We start from the raw sequence: 19,107 nt of genomic DNA, 5'->3' as shown, positions 1-19,107 counted from the left end.
ATAGCCTACTCTATTTTTTTATAAATAAATATTAATAAAATAGAGGAAATTAAACCTATGAGTATTAACTCTTTATCATATACATAGATAAAATTATTGTTATAGCCGCTTTTTATTACTTCGTTAGTTACAACACTAAAGGCCCTTTTTATAGCAGCGCTACTTATATACTCAACTCTATCCTTAGGTGTATGAATTCTATTCATATCATTGTCACAAAGGGTTACTGCGTCAATGCCAGCTGCTCTAAAGGGAGCGTGGTCGCTAGCATCCTCAAAGAGATAGTTAAAGTAAATTTTTTCTTTTTCAAAGTTTGAAGCAATATCTTTTATAAAAGGAGTTTCGTTAGTATCGTTTTTTCCACCCATTATACATAAAGGAACTCCATCAAAACTTCCGATCATGTCGAAGTTATATACTTTACTTTCCTTAAGTTTTTCCCCATACTGCTTAACAAAGGCTGTGGAACCTAAAAGTCCAAATTCTTCTCCATTAAAAGCTACAAAGACAATATCTCTTTCTGGGGTACCCATAGTTTTCACGTACTTAACTAATTCCATAAGAAAGGCAGTACCTGAGGCATTATCCAAAGCACCTCTATAAATTGTATTACTTAAATCCATTCCTAAGTGATCAAAATGACAGCTAAAAACAACGGGAGGTTTTGAAGAGTCTTTTCCTTTAAGAACTCCTGCCACATTGTTTACACTGGTTTCAGCTACTTTAAAGGGAATATAAGTGTATACTGAGCAGCCATCTTCAAGGTATTTATATAATTCACTTATAGTTTCTTTAGTTACTATAATGTATAAATCTTGTTTAGAATCCTCTACGAAGGAGCTCCTAAAAGATAAATCATTTTCATTAGTAGTATAAAATATTATACTTCCTTTATCACTTTTTACATAAAGCATATCACTATTGTTAGGATTCACTACGTCTTTCTTAGTAAAGGATACTTCAGTGTTTCTAAAGTTTAATAAATCTTCCTTGTAATTAACTCCGTACTCAAAGGCTTTAACTATTTTGTTATCTTTATCCATTACTGTTATGGAAGGACTTTCATTTAATTTTTTTGGATATTTAACTTTAAAGGGGTGTAAATAACTACCTTCAAAAGGAAGTAAGCCGCTTGTTATAAATTCTTCTTTAATTAATGCAGCAACTCTTTGATTTTCAATGGTTCCCGTCAGTCTACCTTTAAAAGTATCTGAAGATAGATATTCAATATTTTCTTTTACCTTTGAAATGTTAAACTCTTTTGTGTTACAATAACTTTGGAAACTTAAGGAAGATATTATAAGACAAAGGCTTAAAAAGTAGGATGCAATAAATTTTTTCATGTCATCACCTATAAAATTTTATTTAGGTATCCAAAAGAAATAACTAATACATATTAATTATTTTAGCAAGATGCCTCTTAGTAATAATATGATTTAGAAACATGAGGTATGATAATGTTGATAAATTTTAATATGTAGAATATAAGACATTACACTTAGAGGAGGATTTTATGAATACTATAGAACAAATGTTAGTGAAAGAGTTTAACTTATCTAAGGACCAAGTGTTAAATGTAATAGCTATGTTAGATGAGGGAAATACAGTCCCCTTTATTGCTCGTTATAGAAAAGAAAGAACAGGAGGTCTTGATGATATAGTTTTAAGAAACTTTTCTGAAAGACTTATTTATTTGAGAAATCTTGAGGAAAGAAAAGATGGTGTAATAAGATTAATTGAAGAGCAAGGAAAGCTTACTGAAGAAATTAAAGTTTCAGTGGAAAAGGCTCAAACCTTAACGGAAATTGAAGATATATACAGACCCTTTAAGCCTAAAAAAAGAACTAGAGCAACTATAGCTGTAGAGAAAGGACTTTCACCTCTAGCAGAGGAAATCCTAAGCGGTGAGTTTAAAGGAACCATAGAAGAATATGCTCAAGGATTTATCAGTGAGGAAAAGGGCGTAGGCTCAATTGAAGAGGCACTACAAGGTGCCATGGATATAATTAGTGAAAAAATAAGTGATGAAGCAGAATATAGAAAATGGATTAGGGAGTTTGTTCAAAGAAACGGATTTGTTGAGACAAAGGGAAGTAGTGAAAATCCAACTCCTTTTGAAATGTACTATGAGTATAAAGAGGCAGTAAGGTTTATACCACCTCATAGAATTCTTGCTATAAATAGAGGCGAGGATGAGAAGGTATTATCCGTAAAAATTACAGTAGATATGGATAAGATTATAACTTACTTAAAGAATAGAAGTCTAAAAGGCAATGAAGTTACAGATAAGTATATAGAAAGTAGCGTTGAAGATTCCTTAAAAAGACTTATATATCCATCTATTGAAAGAGAAATCCGCACCCAGCTTACAGAAATAGGGGAAGAAGGAGCAATAAATATTTTCAAGGCAAATTTAAAGGCTCTTCTTATGAGTCCCCCAATTAAAGGTAAGGTAGTTATGGGATATGACCCAGGGTTTAGAACCGGTTGTAAGATAGCTATTTTAGATGACACAGGGAAGTTTTTAGATAATGTAACAGTATATGCAACTGCTGCAAGTGAACAAAAGATTAATGAGTCCATAGAAATACTTAAAAACATGGCTATTAAGTATAATGTAGATGTAATTTCACTAGGAAATGGTACTGCTAGTAGAGAGTCAGAAGAAATTTTAGCAAGGGTTATAAGTGAGGTAAAGAAGGCTACGGGAAAAGAAATCTTTTATGTAGTGGTATCTGAGGCTGGAGCTTCAGTTTATTCTGCATCGGAGCTTGCTACAAAGGAGTATCCTAACTTAGACGTAACTGTTAGAGGAGCAATTTCCATAGGAAGAAGACTTCAAGATCCATTAGCAGAACTAGTTAAAATAGATCCTAAATCCATAGGGGTAGGTCAGTATCAGCACGATGTTACTCCTAAAAAACTAGATGAATCCTTAAAGGGAATTGTGGAAGACTGTGTTAATAATGTAGGAGTAGACTTAAATGTAGCAACACCATCGCTACTATCTTATATTTCAGGAATTAATAACACTATTGCCCAAAATATTGTAGCCTATAGAGAAGAAGCGGGAAAGTTTAAATCAAGGAAGGAACTTTTAAAGGTTAAAAGACTTGGAGCAAAGGCCTTTGAACAATGTGCAGGCTTTTTAAGAGTTATGGAAAGTAAAGAGCCTTTAGACAACACTTCCGTTCACCCAGAAAGCTATGAAGCGGCTAAAAAACTTATTAGCATCCTAGGTTACTCAGATGAAGATTTAAGAAAAAACAGACTTACAGACATTGACAGCAAAGTAGAAGCTATTGGTATTGAAAAGCTATCAAAGGACTTAGAGATAGGAGTTCCTACACTTTTGGATATAATTAAAGAAATTAAAAAACCAGGCCGTGACCCAAGAGAAGAGCTTCCAAAACCAATTTTCAAAACCGGTGTTATGGAATTATCTCAACTTAAGCCAGGTATGATGCTTATGGGCACTGTAAGGAATGTATCAGACTTTGGAGCCTTTGTAGATATAGGAGTACACCAAGACGGTCTTGTGCACAAAAGTCAGCTTAGTGATAGATTTGTAAAACATCCCTTAGATGTAGTTAAAGTTGGGGACATAGTGGAAGTTAGAGTGTTAGAGGTAGATGAAAAAAGAAAACGTATCTCCTTATCTATGAAAAAAGAATCTTAATAATATATAGTCTTAATAAGATATATTTATATAGATATATCTTTAAATAAAGATAAGAAGATATAGTATTTAAGCCATGTTCAGCATTATACGCTCTAGATTTATAATAAACATAAAGCTTTTTATAACACAATTTATAAGCAAAAATTCTTTGCCAAATACTTAGCTTATGAATAGCAAAATTTTGAAACAATAATTACAAGTAGTTAATATAGGAACCAGAGTTAAGAATTAACCTATACATGAGCCCTACAATGGTTCCCTTAAGGGTTTATGAGAATGAATAAGTTAAAATTCTATCAAGGAACCCTATAGTATATTTTAAAAAAATATATCTAACATATTGATATAGTGAAAATATTGTATTATAATTATTATTGTAAGAAATAATTTAATAATGCACTTCAGGGCGGGGTGAGAGTCCCCACCGGCGGTAAAGCCCGCGAACCGTAAGGTTGATTCGGTTAGATTCCGAAGCCGACAGTATAGTCTGGATGGAAGAAGGTATTATGTGTAATAAGAGTTTATTGCGCCCTGATCAGTTTGGTCAGGGTTTTTTAATTTAGGCATTTTCAAAAAATAAATAAGTCAGTATGTTTGTCTATTTTGAGTTATACTGCGTCAACAGAATCCTTAGATAGCTCTACTATCTGCGGAACCTGTTTCCTTGTCTGCACAAGCCTGCTTGTGAACACAAGCCTGCTTGTGAACTAAAAATATACTTCACATCTGTGACTTGTTATTTATTTTCAAATGCCTTATTACACACATATGCCTCTTGAGGTTCGCAATATAATTTTAGGAGGAAAAAGTATGAAAAGAAAGACCAGTTTAAACTCACTAATCAAAATTTCACTTTTAGGAGCTATAGCATTTATACTAATGTTATTTGAATTTCCAATACCAGGGTTTCCACCATTTTTAAAGCTAGATTTAAGTGACTTACCAGCATTAATAGGTGGGTTTGCATTAGGTCCAGTAGCAGGAATTATAGTTGAATTAATTAAAAACATCTTAAATGTAATACTACATGGTTCAAGTACTGGTGGAACAGGGGAGCTTGCTAACTTCTTAGTAGGTGGAACTTTTGTGGGTGTAGCTTCATTTGTTTATCATAGGGGTAAGACTAGAAAGAATGCAATTATAGGATTAATTTCTGGAACAATTGCTATGACTTTAGTTGCAGGATTATTCAATTACTTTGTATTAATACCTTTATATGCAACAATGTTTGGAGGGTTAAATAATGTAATTGGTGCTGCAGCAGCTGCAAATAAGAGCATTAATAGTCTAGCATCACTAATAGTTATTGGAATTACGCCATTTAATATATTAAAAGGTGCGGTAGTGTCAGTTATAACCTTTGCATCTTATAAGAAGGTTTCACCACTAATTCATAAAGAAAGTCTTAGCTTAGAACAACAAAAGCTTAAAGAAAAAGCTAGTAATCTATAAAAGATAAAAAGGGTTTATTTCACAACATATTTTATAAAGATGTTGTGAAATAAACCCTAATTTGTTTAATTTTTATATTATAATTGTATTTCCACAGAAGTAGATTTTATAGGGAACCAGAGTTAAAACTTAACTTATACATGAGTCCTACCCCTGGTTCCATTAAGGCTTTTGGAACATGAATAAATTAAACTTTCACTAAGGAAGCCTATATCCTTATACAAAATTAAGCAGAATACTCATATTATAAATTCTGTGATATGAGTAGCGTCCTTTAAATCTTTCTATTCCACATTACATAAGCATCTTCTTTGTTATCTTCATAGTATTGCTTTCTTATACCTTCAACAATGAACCCATGCTTTTCATAAAGAGTTATGGCAGGGATGTTTGATCTTCTAACTTCTAGAGTAATTCCTACAAGTTTTTTTTGCCTGCAAATAATTAAGAGATTTTCAACTAAAATATCTCCAAGGCCATGGCCTCTATAGTCAGGATGCACTGCAATATTAGTGATGTGAGCTTCATCAAAAATAATCCACATACCGCCAAAGCCTACAACTTTATCACCCAATTTTAAAACTATATAATTAGCATACTTATTTTCTAACTCTTTTTTTAAAGAGTCTAAGCTCCAAGGTATGGGAAAACTTAGTTTGCTAATTGCTTCAACCTCTACAATGTTATCTTCATTCATTGGCGTGATAGATAAATCAACCATTGCTATTCCTCATTTTTTCTTCATATTCTCGTTCAGCTTGAGATGGTCTAAGATAAGTAGGTGCAGAAGTAAATATATCTTCTTTAGTTCCAGATTTTAAAAGTTTCATCCCTAGGACACCTAAGGAAGAGGCTTTTACCACATTAAGGTGAGCCGGTGCAAAAAATACATTACTTAAATTATCCAGAAGAACCTGCTTAAACTTATAGGTACCATCTCCGACAAAGTATATAGGTTCATTATAATTTTTTAATTTTTGGATTAAATCTTCTAGAGATAAGATTTGCGATTCCTCCATGGAGATTAACATATCACCATTAAACCTATAAAAGTTTGTGTACACATTTCCTCTTAGAGCATCCATTATAGGGCAAATAATTCCACCAGTAAAAAATAAGTTATTTGCAAGAGCGTCTAAGGTTGAAATTGAGATAAAAGGCTTTTCAGTAGGCTGAGCTAAGCCCTTTATAGTGGCCATCCCTATTCTAAGGCCTGTAAAAGAACCAGGGCCCTTTGAAACCACGAAGCCATCAATATCATCGATAGATAAATCCGTATTTTTTAAGAGAGAATCTATCATTGGCATCATAATAGTAGAATGTTGTTTTTTGTAGTTAAAAGTTATTTCTCCAAGAAGTTTATCTTCATCTAATATTGCAGCAGTAGCACTTTCTGTAGCTGAATCTAAGCACAATATCTTCATAGTGTTAACTCCTTTATATAATCATATCTAGAATCACTATAACTTATAGTTACTTTTCTGCAAGTAGAACCAAGCTGTGGGACTTTTTCTAAAGTTATAGTTAGGCTTTCTTTTGGAATTATTTCTTCAATATAGTTAGCCCACTCAATAACACTTACCCCGCCACCAAAAATATATTCATCAAAACCTATAGCAGCTATTTCATCAGGGTCATTTACTCTATATACATCAAAATGATAAAACTTTAATCTTCCATCATATTCATTTACAATATTAAAAGTTGGACTTGTAATGTGTTCATCAATGGAAAGTCCTTTAGCAATTCCCTTAGTAAGATGGGTTTTGCCAGTACCGAGATCACCCACTAAACAAATTATATCGCCTGAATTAGCAAGGCTTCCAAGCTGAATACCTAGTTTTTCCGTTTCCTCTACTGTATTAACTAAAAACTCCATGTTTTTCACCTCAATATTATTTTAGCCGAAAAAATAAAAAATGAAAAGGCAATATTATATATTAAGTCCTAATACATAATATTGCCATATATTTATTAATATATGAAACCAAAGAAGTACCTAATAGGATTACAACCTCATTAAAATCCTATTAAAGTTATGTGCAAGTAAAAAGTTGTTCCTCAAAAGTTTGTAGATTTAAGGTGTCAAATGTCCTTCAACTTTACAGATTAAGGTACTTTTTAAAGACTTTACAGCATTGCCGCATATTAATCCCTGTTTTACCATATCATCAAGAATTTGAAAAGCCTCGTACATGTACATACCTTTTCTATAGGGTCTATCCTCTGTTAGGGCTTGGTATATATCACAAGCTCCAATAATCTTACTTTCCTCACTAATATAGTCACCAGGAAGCCTTCTAGGATAACCTTCTCCATTAAGTTTTTCATGGTGATTTGCGGCCCACTCACTAATATCAGAAATTAATTCAATTCTATCTAAAATAAGTTTTGTATAGTAAGTATGAGACTTAATTAGGGAAAACTCATCATCATTTAGCTTACCAGGTTTGTCTAAGATAGTAGCAGGAATTGCAAGTTTTCCTATATCGTGAAGAAGTCCTGCTATCTTCATTTTTAAGCACTTATCTTCATCATACCCAACGTGTTTTGATACGTCAAAGGCTAAATCAGCAATACCTCTAGAGTGCATTGCAGTAAAGTTACTCTTGCTATCTATTATTGTAGCGAAAATTTCAGCTATATATTCGAACTCCTTCAAGGAAACATATTTTTCCTTTTTAGGAGCAATAGACTCTAGAAGAAAGTTCATATGGGGAACATTAAGAAGATTAAGCCAGAAAGTTTCAGTACTGGCAAGATTTAAGAAACAATCTACAATATCAGGTGCAAATAATCTTCCACTTTGCAGTTTTACCCATTCAATAATAGAGTCCTTTTGCTTATAAATTGCTATATTCTCATCAAACATAACCTCTAACAGGTCGGCAAGCCTAATTATTTGTGCTTCAAAAGGAATAAGGTAGTTTTTAAGTTTCATGCAACCACTGCCATCATAATTTTCATGATGATAGAGAATAATGTCGTATATCTGAATCAGAGCAGGAATTTTTTGTATCATAAAGGCACCTTCAACGCAATGCTTTTTGATATACTCTACAGAGGTATGTACTTCATCTAACATACTCTGAGCACCGATATCATGGAGCATGGAAGCTATGTATAAATTATGATAGCTTTCCTCACTGATATTAAGTTTTTTGCCAATTTCTAGCGCAATAAAGGCTGTTCGTTTAGAGTGATGCGAATATTTATGCTTTGAATAATTCACCCCAGAAATATCTTCTATAACATTTAAATTTTGTAAGGAGGTAGTTTCAGCTAAATCTAAAGAGATAGATAGAGCGGTAACTACTTTATTAAGGCTTATATTCATAAGTAACCCCCATAATAAAAAACAATTTTATGATATAATTATAAGTCAATAACAATTATATCATATTTTAACGGGTATTATAACTTTTATTTATTAATTCATATATTATTACAAAGTTTATAAAATATGTAAAAATGTGTTCCTTAAACTTGAATTTAAGGAATTAAGAGTAAGTAAAAAAATATACAGAAGTATATCTTTAATACTATTAGGTTCTATATATAAATAGAACAAACTTAACTATTATAAATATATATTTAATAGCTAAATATATAGACAAAATTAGGTAAATTCAAGTATAATTAAATATAATCATCATAGTTTTATACTTGTACTTGGAAATAACGAATAATATATATTATCAGTAATATAATTATTACTGATAGCCTTAATAAGGAGGAATTAATCATGTTTGTAAGTAACTTAATGTTGCCAAAAGAAAAGTTGACTACTGTAACTCCTAAAATTACCATTGGTGAAGCTTTAGACATCATGGAAAAAAACAACTTCTTATCTATACCTGTAGCTGATGGTAATAAGTTTTACGGTGCAATATCAAAAGAAAAAATATACACTTACTACTATGAAAAGTGCATAGAAAGACAATGTTTACTTTCTGACTTCTTAGTAGAAAATGTTATGAGAACAGATGTACCAACTATTAACCCATTGGAACAAATGGAAGAGGCTGCACATTTTTTAGAAACTAAAAGTGTATCTTTTATAGCTGTAGTTGATAATAATGGAGAGTTTAAAGGAATAATTACTCACCATGCTATCTTCCATCAATTTACTGAACTTTTTGGTTTAAATAAAGGTAAGAGACTAGCGGTTATAGCTTATGACATACCAGGGCAGTTATCAAAGCTTTCTAAAATAATTACTGAAAATAAAGGGGACATTATAAGCTTTGTTGTAGTTGATCCAAAGAGTGTTACAGATGTTAAAGAGATAGTTGTAAGATTAAAAACTGACAACTATGATGACATCTTAGCAAAAGTTAAAAATGCTGGTTTTAAAGTTCAATAATATTTATGAGTTTTAAACAAAGCTGTAAGCTTGTATTTCTTTAATAAAAAGATATCCCTTTCACTTAGGGGTATCTTTTTTCTAAATTCATAACTATTTTTTAACTTTTATTGAAGAAGCATGTTATATAATTTGTTACTAATAATATAATAGTGATTAAGTTATTTAAGGAGATGATTGAAATTAGCGATATAATAGATTTTAATGAGCTTAAAAATAGGGTTAATGACAAGGATATTGATAAGTTTGAGGATTATATATACTCCCTTTACTACACTATGGGAGAGGGAAAAATCAATATGTTAGAGTTTAGCAGGAAAATTCAAACTTATATGGAAGAAAACAATATTTCTCAAGAAAAGTTTTTAAATATTCAAAAGAAAATCATGGAGAGATATGGTTTGGATATGAATAATATAGATGAGCAAATTAAAGCTTATGGGGTTGATACCAGCCAATTTGGAGCTTTAGGAAAAAATTATGAGGAAATGAGAAAAACTTTAAGTTTCCAAGAAAAATACAAAGGAAAAGTAAACTCTAAGGCAGTAACTACTTATTACATTAAAAATTCAAAAAATAACGTGGAAATCCTTATGGAAGATTGTAATGTAATACTTAAGAGTTTTGATCATATAGACTTAACTGATAATGAATTAAATGAATTTTTGTGTTCTTATAAAAAGTTAGTAGAGGAAAAACCACTTAACATATCTATTTGTGAAAATACTTCTACTTATATTTATTAAATAATGAACAAGTTCATCTTGCAGAGTTACTTTGAAGGTAGATTTGGGCTTAAGAAAGAAACTTTGTTATACTAAAGCAACTTACTTAGACTGGACTACTAACTACTTAAAAACAGAGTAGATATGAGACAACCAGAATGTTGTTAAATAGGAAAAGCTATGCACTAATACAAATTTAATTTAGTGCATAGCTTTATTTTATTGAATTTTAACTTTATATGGTATATAATAAATATGATTTACTTTGATAATCAAAATATTTGATGGTCAAAATAAATTAACATATATTAATTTTAATCAATAGTTTTAGAAAAAATCCTAGTCCGCTATTTAAAGGTAACATAGGATTATTCTTTTCTAATATGGTTATATTTATTTATGTTAGTATTTCATAGAGGAGATGAAGGATTTATGGATATAAAACCATTAAAAATAGGTAATTTAGTAGCTAGACTACCTATTATTCAGGGTGGAATGGGCATAGGCATTTCTCTATCAAACCTAGCAGCTGCTGTGACGAAAGCTGGAGGTATAGGAGTAATTTCTGCCGCGCAAATAGGATTTAAGGAAAAGGATTTTGAAACAAACCCTTTTGAAGCAAATATTAGAGCTTTGAAAGAACATATAAAAATAGCTAAAGAAAAAGCTCTTCAAGGTATAATTGGAGTTAATATAATGGTGGCCATGGAGCATTATGAAGAATATGTTAAAGCAGCTATAGATGCTGGAGCGGATTTAATAATATCAGGGGCAGGGCTTCCTTCAGCTCTTCCGAAGATTGCAAAGGATTCGAAAGCAAAACTAGCGCCTATAGTTTCTTCTTTAAAAGCTGCCAAGGTTATTTTAAAAATGTGGGATAGACATGACAAAACTACTCCTGATCTACTAGTTATTGAAGGTCCAAAGGCCGGAGGTCATCTTGGGTTTAAGAAAGAGGAACTACAAGATGAGAATATGGATTATGATAAAGTTATTGTAGATATAATTAATGAGGTAAAAACCTATGAAGATAAATACGAAAAATCTATACCAGTAGTTGTAGCTGGCGGAGTTTTTTATGGCAAAGATATTGCCAAATACTTAAAACTTGGAGCTGCTGGAGTTCAAATGGCTACAAGATTTGTAGCAACTGAAGAGTGCGATGCTCATATAAATTATAAGAATGCCTACATTAACTCGAATTTAGAAGATATTATGATAGTGCAAAGTCCGGTAGGGATGCCAGGGCGTGCTATCAGAAATAATTTTATTAACCAAGTTGAAGAAGGCGGAGTAAGGGTTACGAAGTGCTACAACTGTATATCTCATTGTAATCCAAAGACAACACCGTATTGCATAACTAAGGCCTTAATTAATGCAGCAAACGGCAATGTAGAGGAGGCACTCTTATTCTGCGGTGAAAGTGCCCATAAGGTAGATAGAATTATAACAGTAGATGAATTAATGAAAGAACTTGAGAAGGAAATAATAGAAGCTTAAAGCTAAAGGAAAGATGTTTTTATGCATCTTTCTTTTGTTATGCTGAAAGTTTTATATATGAAGATTTAAATTTAAATCTCAATATTCACATAGTGTGCATATATTAAATATGATAATAATTATGTGAGGAATTTATTCATGGAAAGTATGAACAGGCAAACGGTTCCATATCAAGTGGATAACCCAACAGATGAAGATAGATATGAACAATTGAGGTATGTACTTACTGCTGGTAGAAGACCAGAGGACTTTGACAATATAATCAGTAGCTTAAGTCCTCCGGAAGACATAAGAGAGATATGTAACAGTAACTGTGGAAGGGCAGTTAAGGTTGCTGTAATAGGAGGAGGAGCAGCAGGACTCTCAGCAGCTTTTGAACTAAAAAAAATTGGCTGCGACATAACAGTTTTTGAAGCTAATGATAGGCTCGGAGGGAGAGTATATACTTACCCTATTTATGAAGGATATAATGTGGATTTAGGTGCAGAACGGATACCAGTATCCCATGAAACTAGTTGGCATTATATTAACCTTTTTAAGCTTAATACTAGGCCTTTTGCAACCAGCAATGTAAATGGATTGTACTATATAAGAGAAGCAAGAGCTAGGAAGGAAGCATCTGGCCTTAGTGTCATGGAGAATATTTACCCCAAATTTGATTTACCACCAGAAGAGGCTAGGCTACCCTGGAGACAATTATCAGGAAAGTTATATGATAAGTATATTTTAGGATTATCACCAGAGATTAGAAAAGAATTAATACAAGTAAAGGAAAGCTATTCAGATGAAGTAGTACAGATGGATAGGATGTCCTACAAGGCTGGATACCAAAGTGTTGGATTAAGTAAAAATGCCATATTTATGATAAGCTATTTATCGACTCTTGATGTAGAATTTTTTAATCTTAGCTTAGCAGAAATGATGGATAAGGTTTATAGTGCTGACTTCTCTCAAACTTACTATATAGAAGGTGGGGCTCAAAGAATTATAGAAAGTTTTTATAATGCCTTAATTAATGAAAACCTACAGGTATTTGAAGGTATTCAAATGCAAGAACTAGGAAAGGTTAATATAAGGCTTAGTACAGCCGTAGATGGTATTTATCAAGAGAATAACAGGGAAAAGGTTACCCTTAAGTGTAGAGGTCGCGAAACTAAAAAGGTTACTTTAGAGGAGTTTGACTATGTGGTTTGTGCAATACCTTTTACAAGCTTAAGAAGAGTAGAAATTAAGCCAACTTTTAGCATAACTAAAATGCAGGCAATTAATGAATTGAATTATGAATCCTCTCAGAAAACTTTCCTTTTCTTAAAAGATAGATTTTGGGAACAGGGAAATGCAGAGGAAAGAATTATAGGTGGAAGCTCTGGTACAGATCTGCCTATATTAAATACAATATATCCATCAGACCATGCAATGCCAGTAGAAGGGAGTCCGGGAGCTTGGACCTTAAGGCCTGGAACATCACCAAATTCTCCAGGCTCTCTTCTGGCTTCTTATAATTGGGGGCAAGATGCAGAAATTATAGGCAATGAAGCTAATAACCTTCGAATTAGGGATATATCAAGGCAAGTTGAGGAAGTACATGGATTAGATCCAGGATACATTAGAAATAGACTTCTCTCTTGGGTTACCATGTTCTGGTCAAATGCACAATATATTTGGGCAGGAGGATGCTTTGGAAAACCACAGGATAGAACTTTGTTTTCCTATGCTATTACCTTGCCAGAAATGAATAATAGGGTTTATTTTGCAGGAGAGCATGTATCCCAAAAACATGTATGGATTCAAGGCGCTTTGCAAAGTGGTATGCTAGCAGCAAATAGTATAGCTAGGGCTATAACTAAAAGGTAATAGGGAAAAATGCAACTTTATGTTGCTAAAGCTCTAGAAATGTACTAGAGCTTTAATAATTTGTTGTCCACTTTTCCTTTTTCATCAATGTCAAATGCATATACCTTTGCATAACTTATAATTAGGAGAGTGATAAGGATGAAAATATTCTTGGATTTTGGACATGGTGGTAGTGAAACAGGAGCAGTATCAAATGGACTAGTTGAAAAAAATATGAATCTAGCAACAGGATTAGCATGCATGGAAGTATTACAACAATATGACGTAGAGGTTAGAACTTCTAGGACAGATGATAGATATGTAGGCTTGAGTGAAAGAGCTAATATGGCAAACTCCTGGGGAGCAGACTATTTTGTATCTATTCACTATAATTCTGGTGGCGGCGATGGTATAGAGGTAATTCATTCTATTTATAGAGGAAAAGGAGAAGCTTTAGCTAAGGCTATTGTTAATGCAGTAAATAGAGAAACAGGACAAAATTTACGTCCTACCCCAACCTATAGCAGAACTGGCTCAGATGGTAAGGATTATTATGCGGTTATTAGAGAAACAAATATGGATGCCATAATTGTAGAAAGCGGCTTCATTGATAGTGGCGATAGAGTTTTGTTTGATACTCCAGAAAAACAAAGAAATATAGGAAGAGCTATTGCTCATGGAATACTTGATCACTTAGGCATAAGTTACCAAGGAGGAAGCAATAATAGCAACAATAATACTGTAGAGCCTAAATATTATGTTGAAACCTCCTATATAAATCCAGATGTTTATGTAAATGGAATTCTAGGGTTCTTTGATGACAATGGAATAAAAATTCAAATAAAAAGTGATTCAAAAGGAGCTTTCATCCAGACTATGCATATGGACATAGATAGATGTAGAGCAATAGCATATACCTTTACAAGTCGTTTTGATATAATGGCCTATGTATGGAGAGAAGATAAAGTAACGAATCAATATGGTAATATAAGCTATACTCCAAGAACTTTAGTTTAAAAATTATAAGGTAGCTTTTGAGAATAAGGCTACCTTATTTACTAGCTTTTAAATTTTAACTCCCAATTTACTCCTGAAATAATATTTTAGAAGAATAAAAAAACCTAGGAATTGTGAAAATTCCTAGGTTTTTTGGCAGGGGCAACAGGACTTGAACCCGTAACCAACGGTTTTGGAGACCGCTACTCTACCAATTGAGCTATACCCCTATATTTAAGTTCGTCTTACCGACAAAATATATATTATCATAAAACAGTTACTTTGACAAGAGAAATTTTTGAAAATGTTGCATCAGCCATATAAAAAATAAGTAGGAAAATGGAATACCATGGATATTATTGGTTAAACTAACATCACCTATATAGAAAAGCAGGTGACAAATAGTGAAACTAAAAAAGAAGTTGTTGTTTTCTACTATATTAGTATTTTTGTGCATTTTTATTATAAATAAAAGATTTGCTTTTTCTGCTCAGGTTTTTAATTCAATAGGGGATGGACAGAGCAAGGTATATGTTACAGGAGACATTCATGGACTCTTAGAGGTAGATAGGGTTTTAAATATAGATTTTTTAGGTGAAGATGATTATTTAATAATCTTAGGAGACTTTGGGCTCCTTTGGGATGGCAGCTTAAAAGAATCCATAGCTTTAAATAAGCTTAACAACAAACCCTTTACTACTTTATTCATTGATGGCAATCATGAGAATTTTAATATGTTAAATTCTTTACCTGTTGAGAGTTGGAATGGTGGGAAAGTACATAGAATTAGAAATAAAGTTCTTCACCTTATGAGAGGGGAAGTTTTTACTATTAATAATAAAAGATATTTTACTTTTGGTGGAGGAAAATCTATTGATAAAGAGAGAAGGATTGAGAACATAAGCTGGTGGAAGGAAGAAATTCCATCCACAGAAGAGATGGATAATGGCATTAAAAACCTAGAAAAATGTGACTATAATGTGGATTATGTACTGACACATACTACTGATGTGGATAATTTATACACTATAGGAGATAAGTTAGACTTTACACCCAAAGAAGATGAGTTAAATTTATTTTTATCTAAGATTAAAAATAAATTAACCTATAACAAGTGGTATTTTGGACACTTTCATTTAGATTGGCAAATAAACCAAAAAGATAGAGCGATTCTTGAGGATATAGTACAAATAGGAACTTAGAGGTGAAGTAAAGGTGGTTATGAAGCTGTTTTAGCTCATAACCACCTTGTTTTTAAACTTTTAAATTGAAGGGTAAAAGTTTATTTAATCTATTTATTATAATTTGTTATATTCTTATTTTTCATTCATAAGGTTAAACTTATCAAAAACCATGAAGGATAGGTTTAATACTATTGCTACTAAGGTTGCAAGTCCCATTCCTCCAATTTCGATTGAACCAAAGTGAATTTTTATTCCGCTTAGACCTATGATTAGAATTACAGAAGTTAGTATAAGATTTCTTGATTTAGAGAAGTCTACTTTTTCTTCTATAAAGGTTCTAAGTCCTGAAGTTGCTATTGTTCCAAACAGTAGTAGTGAAATTCCGCCTATTACTGGGGTTGGTATAGTTCTAATTAGTGTAGCTAATGTTCCTGAGAAGCCTAACACTACTGATAGAAGTCCAGCTCCGCAAATTACATATACACTATAAACCTTTGTGATAGCCATAACACCAACATTCTCACCGTAAGTAGTTGTTGGTACTGAACCAAAGAATCCAGATAGCATTGTAGATAATCCATCACCTAGTAGAGATCTATGAAGACCAGGGTCTGAAGTTAAGTCTTTTCCCACTACGTTACTAGTAACTGCAAGGTGACCTATATGTTCAGCTATAACTACGAAGGTTGCAGGTAATATTGTTAATATTGCTGTTAAATCAAACTTGGCAAAGGCCATGTGAGGAGCTGCTATTAAGCTTGCTTCTTTTACAGCTGTGAAATCTATTAATCCCATAAAGTAAGCTGATATATATCCAACTACAACAGCTATTAGGATTGGTATAATCTTAAGAAATCCTCTGAAAACTACTGATCCTAAAACTAAGGTTCCAAGTGTTATCATTGAAACTACTACCCAAGTACTATTAAGAGCTGGTGAGTTTGAAAGCCCTACTGGAAAGCCTGCCATATCTGCTGCAACTGGAGCAAGTTCAAGACCGATTATTGTAACAATAGCGCCCATTGCTGCTGGCGGGAAAAGTTTTTTAATCCAACCTATACCAGTGAAACCCACGGTAATTGCTACGGCTGAAAACACTAGACCAGATACTACAAAACCACCCTGTATATGTTGGAAGCTATATCCCTGTTGTTGAAGCAGTAAAACAGGTGCTATGAAAGCAAAGCTTGAACCTAAGAATGCAGGTATTTTACCTTTAGTTATTACTGCATAAAGTAGAGTTCCAATTCCGTTAAAGAATAGTACTATTGCAGGATCTATATTGAATAGTATTGGTACAAGTACTGAAGCACCAAACATTGCAAATAGGTGTTGTAAACTTAAAGGTATTGCTTTCTTTAGAGGAACCTTGTCCTGAACATCAATAACAGAAGTTTCCTCTAGTGCTGCATTTTTTGTTGATAAATTACTTTCCATTTTAAATCCCCCTTAAAATATTATTTGGGGGAGCCTGAGCTCCCTTTTTAGCCTCACTGGACTAAATTAAAAGTAACCTGTATAATCACGACTTATGAAAATAAAAAGACTTCTTACTAATGTAAGAAGTCTAATATAGTAACCCACTAGGGGTAAACACTCACTATATTTTATTCTCCTTACAGTCTCTCTGGATCTGATTAAAGGTTCAAATACATTTTAACATAACTTACATCACACTACAATAGAAAGTTTTTAAATAATTCATTTTTATAGGAATGAATTATTTCGTTTAATATAAAATTGTTAAAAGACTTAAAAAATCACTAGTGTGTAATGAGGTATAAGCAAGTATTTAAAAGTGAATTAAAGTAATAACTAAGTAGAAAATGTCGAAATTAAAACTTTCTAGTAACCAGTGTTGAGGTAATAATAATTAACAATTGTGAATATTATGTAACAATAAATAATTCTTAGGAGGATTGTATTTAATGTTTGCTAAAGTTATCAGTGATGCAGCTTCATTTCTTTGGGGGTATCCTTTAATTATTCTTTTATTCGGCACTCATTTATTTTTAACTTTCAGATTAAGGTTTATTCAAAAATACATTGGTAAAGCAATCAAGCTTTCTGTTACCAAGGATGATTTTGCTGAAGGAGATGTAAGTCAATTTAGTGCTCTTTGTACAGCACTTGCAGCAACCATAGGAACAGGAAATATTGTAGGAGTTGCTACAGCAGTTTCTCTAGGCGGACCTGGAGCAGTTCTTTGGACATGGCTTACAGGAGTTTTTGGTATTGCTACAAAATATTCTGAAGCATTATTATCAGTTAAATACAGAGTTAAAACTGAAGATGGTACCATGGCAGGGGGACCTATGTATGTTATGGAAAGAGCTATGGGTAAGAAATGGTTAGCAATTTTATTTGCAACCTTTACTTGTATAGCAGCTTTTGGAATTGGTTCAGCTGTTCAAGCTAACTCAATTTCAACTATGCTTGAGAGCACCTTTAATATCCCTCTTTGGGTATCAGGGATAGTACTAGCAATATTAACTGCTATAGTTGTAATTGGAGGAATTAAGAGTATAGCAAGAGTGTGTGATATACTTGTACCTTTTATGGCAATCTTTTATGTTTTGGGATGTTTAATAATATTAGCATTAACATATAGCTCTATACCTGCAAGCTTAGCTTTAATTGTTAAGAGTGCATTTTCAGCTAAGGCTATAGGTGGTGGACTTGCTGGTGCTGGAATTATGAAAGCAATGAGATATGGTATTGCAAGAGGATTATTCTCCAACGAATCCGGTCTTGGTAGTGCGCCAATAGTTGCAGCGGCTGCTCAAACAAGAAACCCTGTTAAACAGGCTCTTGTATCTTCTACAGGAACCTTCTGGGATACAGTAGTAGTTTGTGCAATGACAGGTCTTGTACTTGTAAATACTGGCGTTTGGAATCAAGGATTAAATGGTGGAGAACTAACAAAGGCTGCTTTTGCCATGATACCTGTAGTTGGACCAATAGTATTAACAGTAGGGCTTTTAACCTTTGTATTTTCCACTATTCTTGGATGGTCATATTATGCTGAAAAGGCAATTGAATATTTATTTGGTAAGAAAGCAATTACGCCATATAGAATTGTTTATGTAATCATGGTTTTTGTTGGAAGTGTATTTAGTTTAGATGTAATCTGGAACCTATCAGATTTGGCAAATGGATTAATGGCAATTCCAAACTTAATATGCTTACTTGCACTAAGTGGAGTTATTGTTAATGAAACTAAAAAATATCTTTGGGATGATAACCTTGAAGGAATAGATAAGGAATTAAATTCAAATTAGATAAATTATAAAGTGCTTCCATATGAAGCACTTTTTTTATTATGAACACATTGCGGAATATTTAACAATGTGTTCATATATAAAATTG

The 19,107-nt window shown here is 32.6% G+C and carries 15 protein-coding genes, 1 tRNA gene and 1 riboswitch; of the genes, 9 read left to right on the top strand and 7 right to left on the bottom strand.

All coding sequences use genetic code 11. The features are described from left to right. Positions 1-5 precede the first annotated feature (5 nt). A complete protein-coding gene (locus J2Z44_RS05535) occupies positions 6-1,343 on the bottom strand; it encodes a M28 family metallopeptidase (RefSeq protein ID WP_209649398.1) in 1,338 nt (445 codons plus the stop codon). Positions 1,344-1,513: 170 nt separating this feature from the next. On the opposite strand from J2Z44_RS05535, the gene J2Z44_RS05530 reads away from it, so the two are divergent. Both J2Z44_RS05530 and J2Z44_RS05525 read left to right on the top strand, forming a co-directional pair. After that, positions 1,514-3,679, top strand: coding sequence for a Tex family protein (locus tag J2Z44_RS05530; RefSeq protein ID WP_021284874.1), 2,166 nt, complete (start codon positions 1,514-1,516; stop codon positions 3,677-3,679). Between the two features lie 395 nt (positions 3,680-4,074). After that, positions 4,075-4,189, top strand: a riboswitch (FMN riboswitch). A gap of 303 nt (positions 4,190-4,492) precedes the next feature. After that, positions 4,493-5,134, top strand: a complete 642-nt coding sequence (locus tag J2Z44_RS05525; protein WP_021284875.1) for an ECF transporter S component — start codon at positions 4,493-4,495, stop codon at positions 5,132-5,134. Between the two features lie 274 nt (positions 5,135-5,408). On the opposite strand, the gene rimI is transcribed toward J2Z44_RS05525, so the two are convergent. The 4 genes from rimI to J2Z44_RS05505 form a co-directional block, all read right to left on the bottom strand. After that, positions 5,409-5,855: a ribosomal protein S18-alanine N-acetyltransferase gene (gene rimI / locus J2Z44_RS05520; protein WP_021284876.1), complete on the bottom strand. Its 447-nt coding sequence runs from the start codon at positions 5,853-5,855 to the stop codon at positions 5,409-5,411. Beyond that, positions 5,848-6,558 (bottom strand): tRNA (adenosine(37)-N6)-threonylcarbamoyltransferase complex dimerization subunit type 1 TsaB, encoded by a 711-nt coding sequence (gene tsaB, locus J2Z44_RS05515; RefSeq protein WP_021284877.1) that lies wholly within the window; start codon positions 6,556-6,558, stop codon positions 5,848-5,850. The genes rimI and tsaB overlap by 8 nt, the downstream gene beginning before the upstream one ends. Beyond that, positions 6,555-7,013: a tRNA (adenosine(37)-N6)-threonylcarbamoyltransferase complex ATPase subunit type 1 TsaE gene (tsaE, locus tag J2Z44_RS05510; protein ID WP_021284878.1), complete on the bottom strand. Its 459-nt coding sequence runs from the start codon at positions 7,011-7,013 to the stop codon at positions 6,555-6,557. The genes tsaB and tsaE overlap by 4 nt, the downstream gene beginning before the upstream one ends. 198 nt (positions 7,014-7,211) lie before the next feature. Then, positions 7,212-8,471, bottom strand: coding sequence for an HD domain-containing phosphohydrolase (locus J2Z44_RS05505; RefSeq protein ID WP_021284879.1), 1,260 nt, complete (start codon positions 8,469-8,471; stop codon positions 7,212-7,214). Between the two features lie 408 nt (positions 8,472-8,879). Here J2Z44_RS05505 and J2Z44_RS05500 point away from each other — a divergent pair, with 408 nt between their 5' ends. The 5 genes from J2Z44_RS05500 to J2Z44_RS21450 all read left to right on the top strand — a co-directional run bounded on the left by J2Z44_RS05500 (position 8,880) and on the right by J2Z44_RS21450 (position 14,575). Continuing rightward, entirely contained in the window at positions 8,880-9,500 is a 621-nt protein-coding gene (locus J2Z44_RS05500) for a CBS domain-containing protein (RefSeq protein WP_021284880.1), read from the top strand. Between the two features lie 182 nt (positions 9,501-9,682). Further along, positions 9,683-10,246, top strand: coding sequence for a DUF3867 domain-containing protein (locus J2Z44_RS05495; protein WP_031271850.1), 564 nt, complete (start codon positions 9,683-9,685; stop codon positions 10,244-10,246). Positions 10,247-10,657: 411 nt separating this feature from the next. Then, on the top strand, positions 10,658-11,725 hold the full coding sequence (locus tag J2Z44_RS05490; RefSeq protein ID WP_021284882.1) for an NAD(P)H-dependent flavin oxidoreductase: 1,068 nt from the start codon (positions 10,658-10,660) through the stop codon (positions 11,723-11,725). Positions 11,726-11,863: 138 nt separating this feature from the next. Continuing rightward, entirely contained in the window at positions 11,864-13,579 is a 1,716-nt protein-coding gene (locus J2Z44_RS05485) for a flavin monoamine oxidase family protein (protein WP_209649397.1), read from the top strand. Between the two features lie 138 nt (positions 13,580-13,717). Next, the gene (locus J2Z44_RS21450) at positions 13,718-14,575 is read left to right on the top strand and encodes an N-acetylmuramoyl-L-alanine amidase (protein ID WP_021283032.1); all 858 of its coding nucleotides are present in this window, start codon (positions 13,718-13,720) and stop codon (positions 14,573-14,575) included. A 133-nt stretch (positions 14,576-14,708) separates the two neighbouring features. On the opposite strand, the gene J2Z44_RS05475 is transcribed toward J2Z44_RS21450, so the two are convergent. Further along, positions 14,709-14,784 (bottom strand) — tRNA-Trp (locus J2Z44_RS05475). Positions 14,785-14,958: 174 nt separating this feature from the next. On the opposite strand from J2Z44_RS05475, the gene J2Z44_RS05470 reads away from it, so the two are divergent. Beyond that, complete coding sequence (locus J2Z44_RS05470) at positions 14,959-15,756, top strand: metallophosphoesterase (RefSeq protein ID WP_021283031.1); 798 nt, start codon at positions 14,959-14,961, stop codon at positions 15,754-15,756. A gap of 114 nt (positions 15,757-15,870) precedes the next feature. On the opposite strand, the gene uraA is transcribed toward J2Z44_RS05470, so the two are convergent. Further along, positions 15,871-17,175: a uracil permease gene (gene uraA, locus J2Z44_RS05465; protein ID WP_209649396.1), complete on the bottom strand. Its 1,305-nt coding sequence runs from the start codon at positions 17,173-17,175 to the stop codon at positions 15,871-15,873. 491 nt (positions 17,176-17,666) lie between these two features. Between uraA and J2Z44_RS05460 the strand changes: the two genes are divergently transcribed. Beyond that, on the top strand, positions 17,667-19,019 hold the full coding sequence (locus tag J2Z44_RS05460) for an alanine/glycine:cation symporter family protein (RefSeq protein ID WP_021281167.1): 1,353 nt from the start codon (positions 17,667-17,669) through the stop codon (positions 19,017-19,019). Positions 19,020-19,107: the final 88 nt, after the last annotated feature.

The sequence above is a fragment of the Clostridium punense genome (assembly GCF_017874425.1).
Lineage (GTDB): Bacteria > Bacillota > Clostridia > Clostridiales > Clostridiaceae > Clostridium_J > Clostridium_J punense.
Note: the sequence above shows the minus strand (reverse complement) of the source record. Positions and strands in the feature narration are given on the sequence as shown.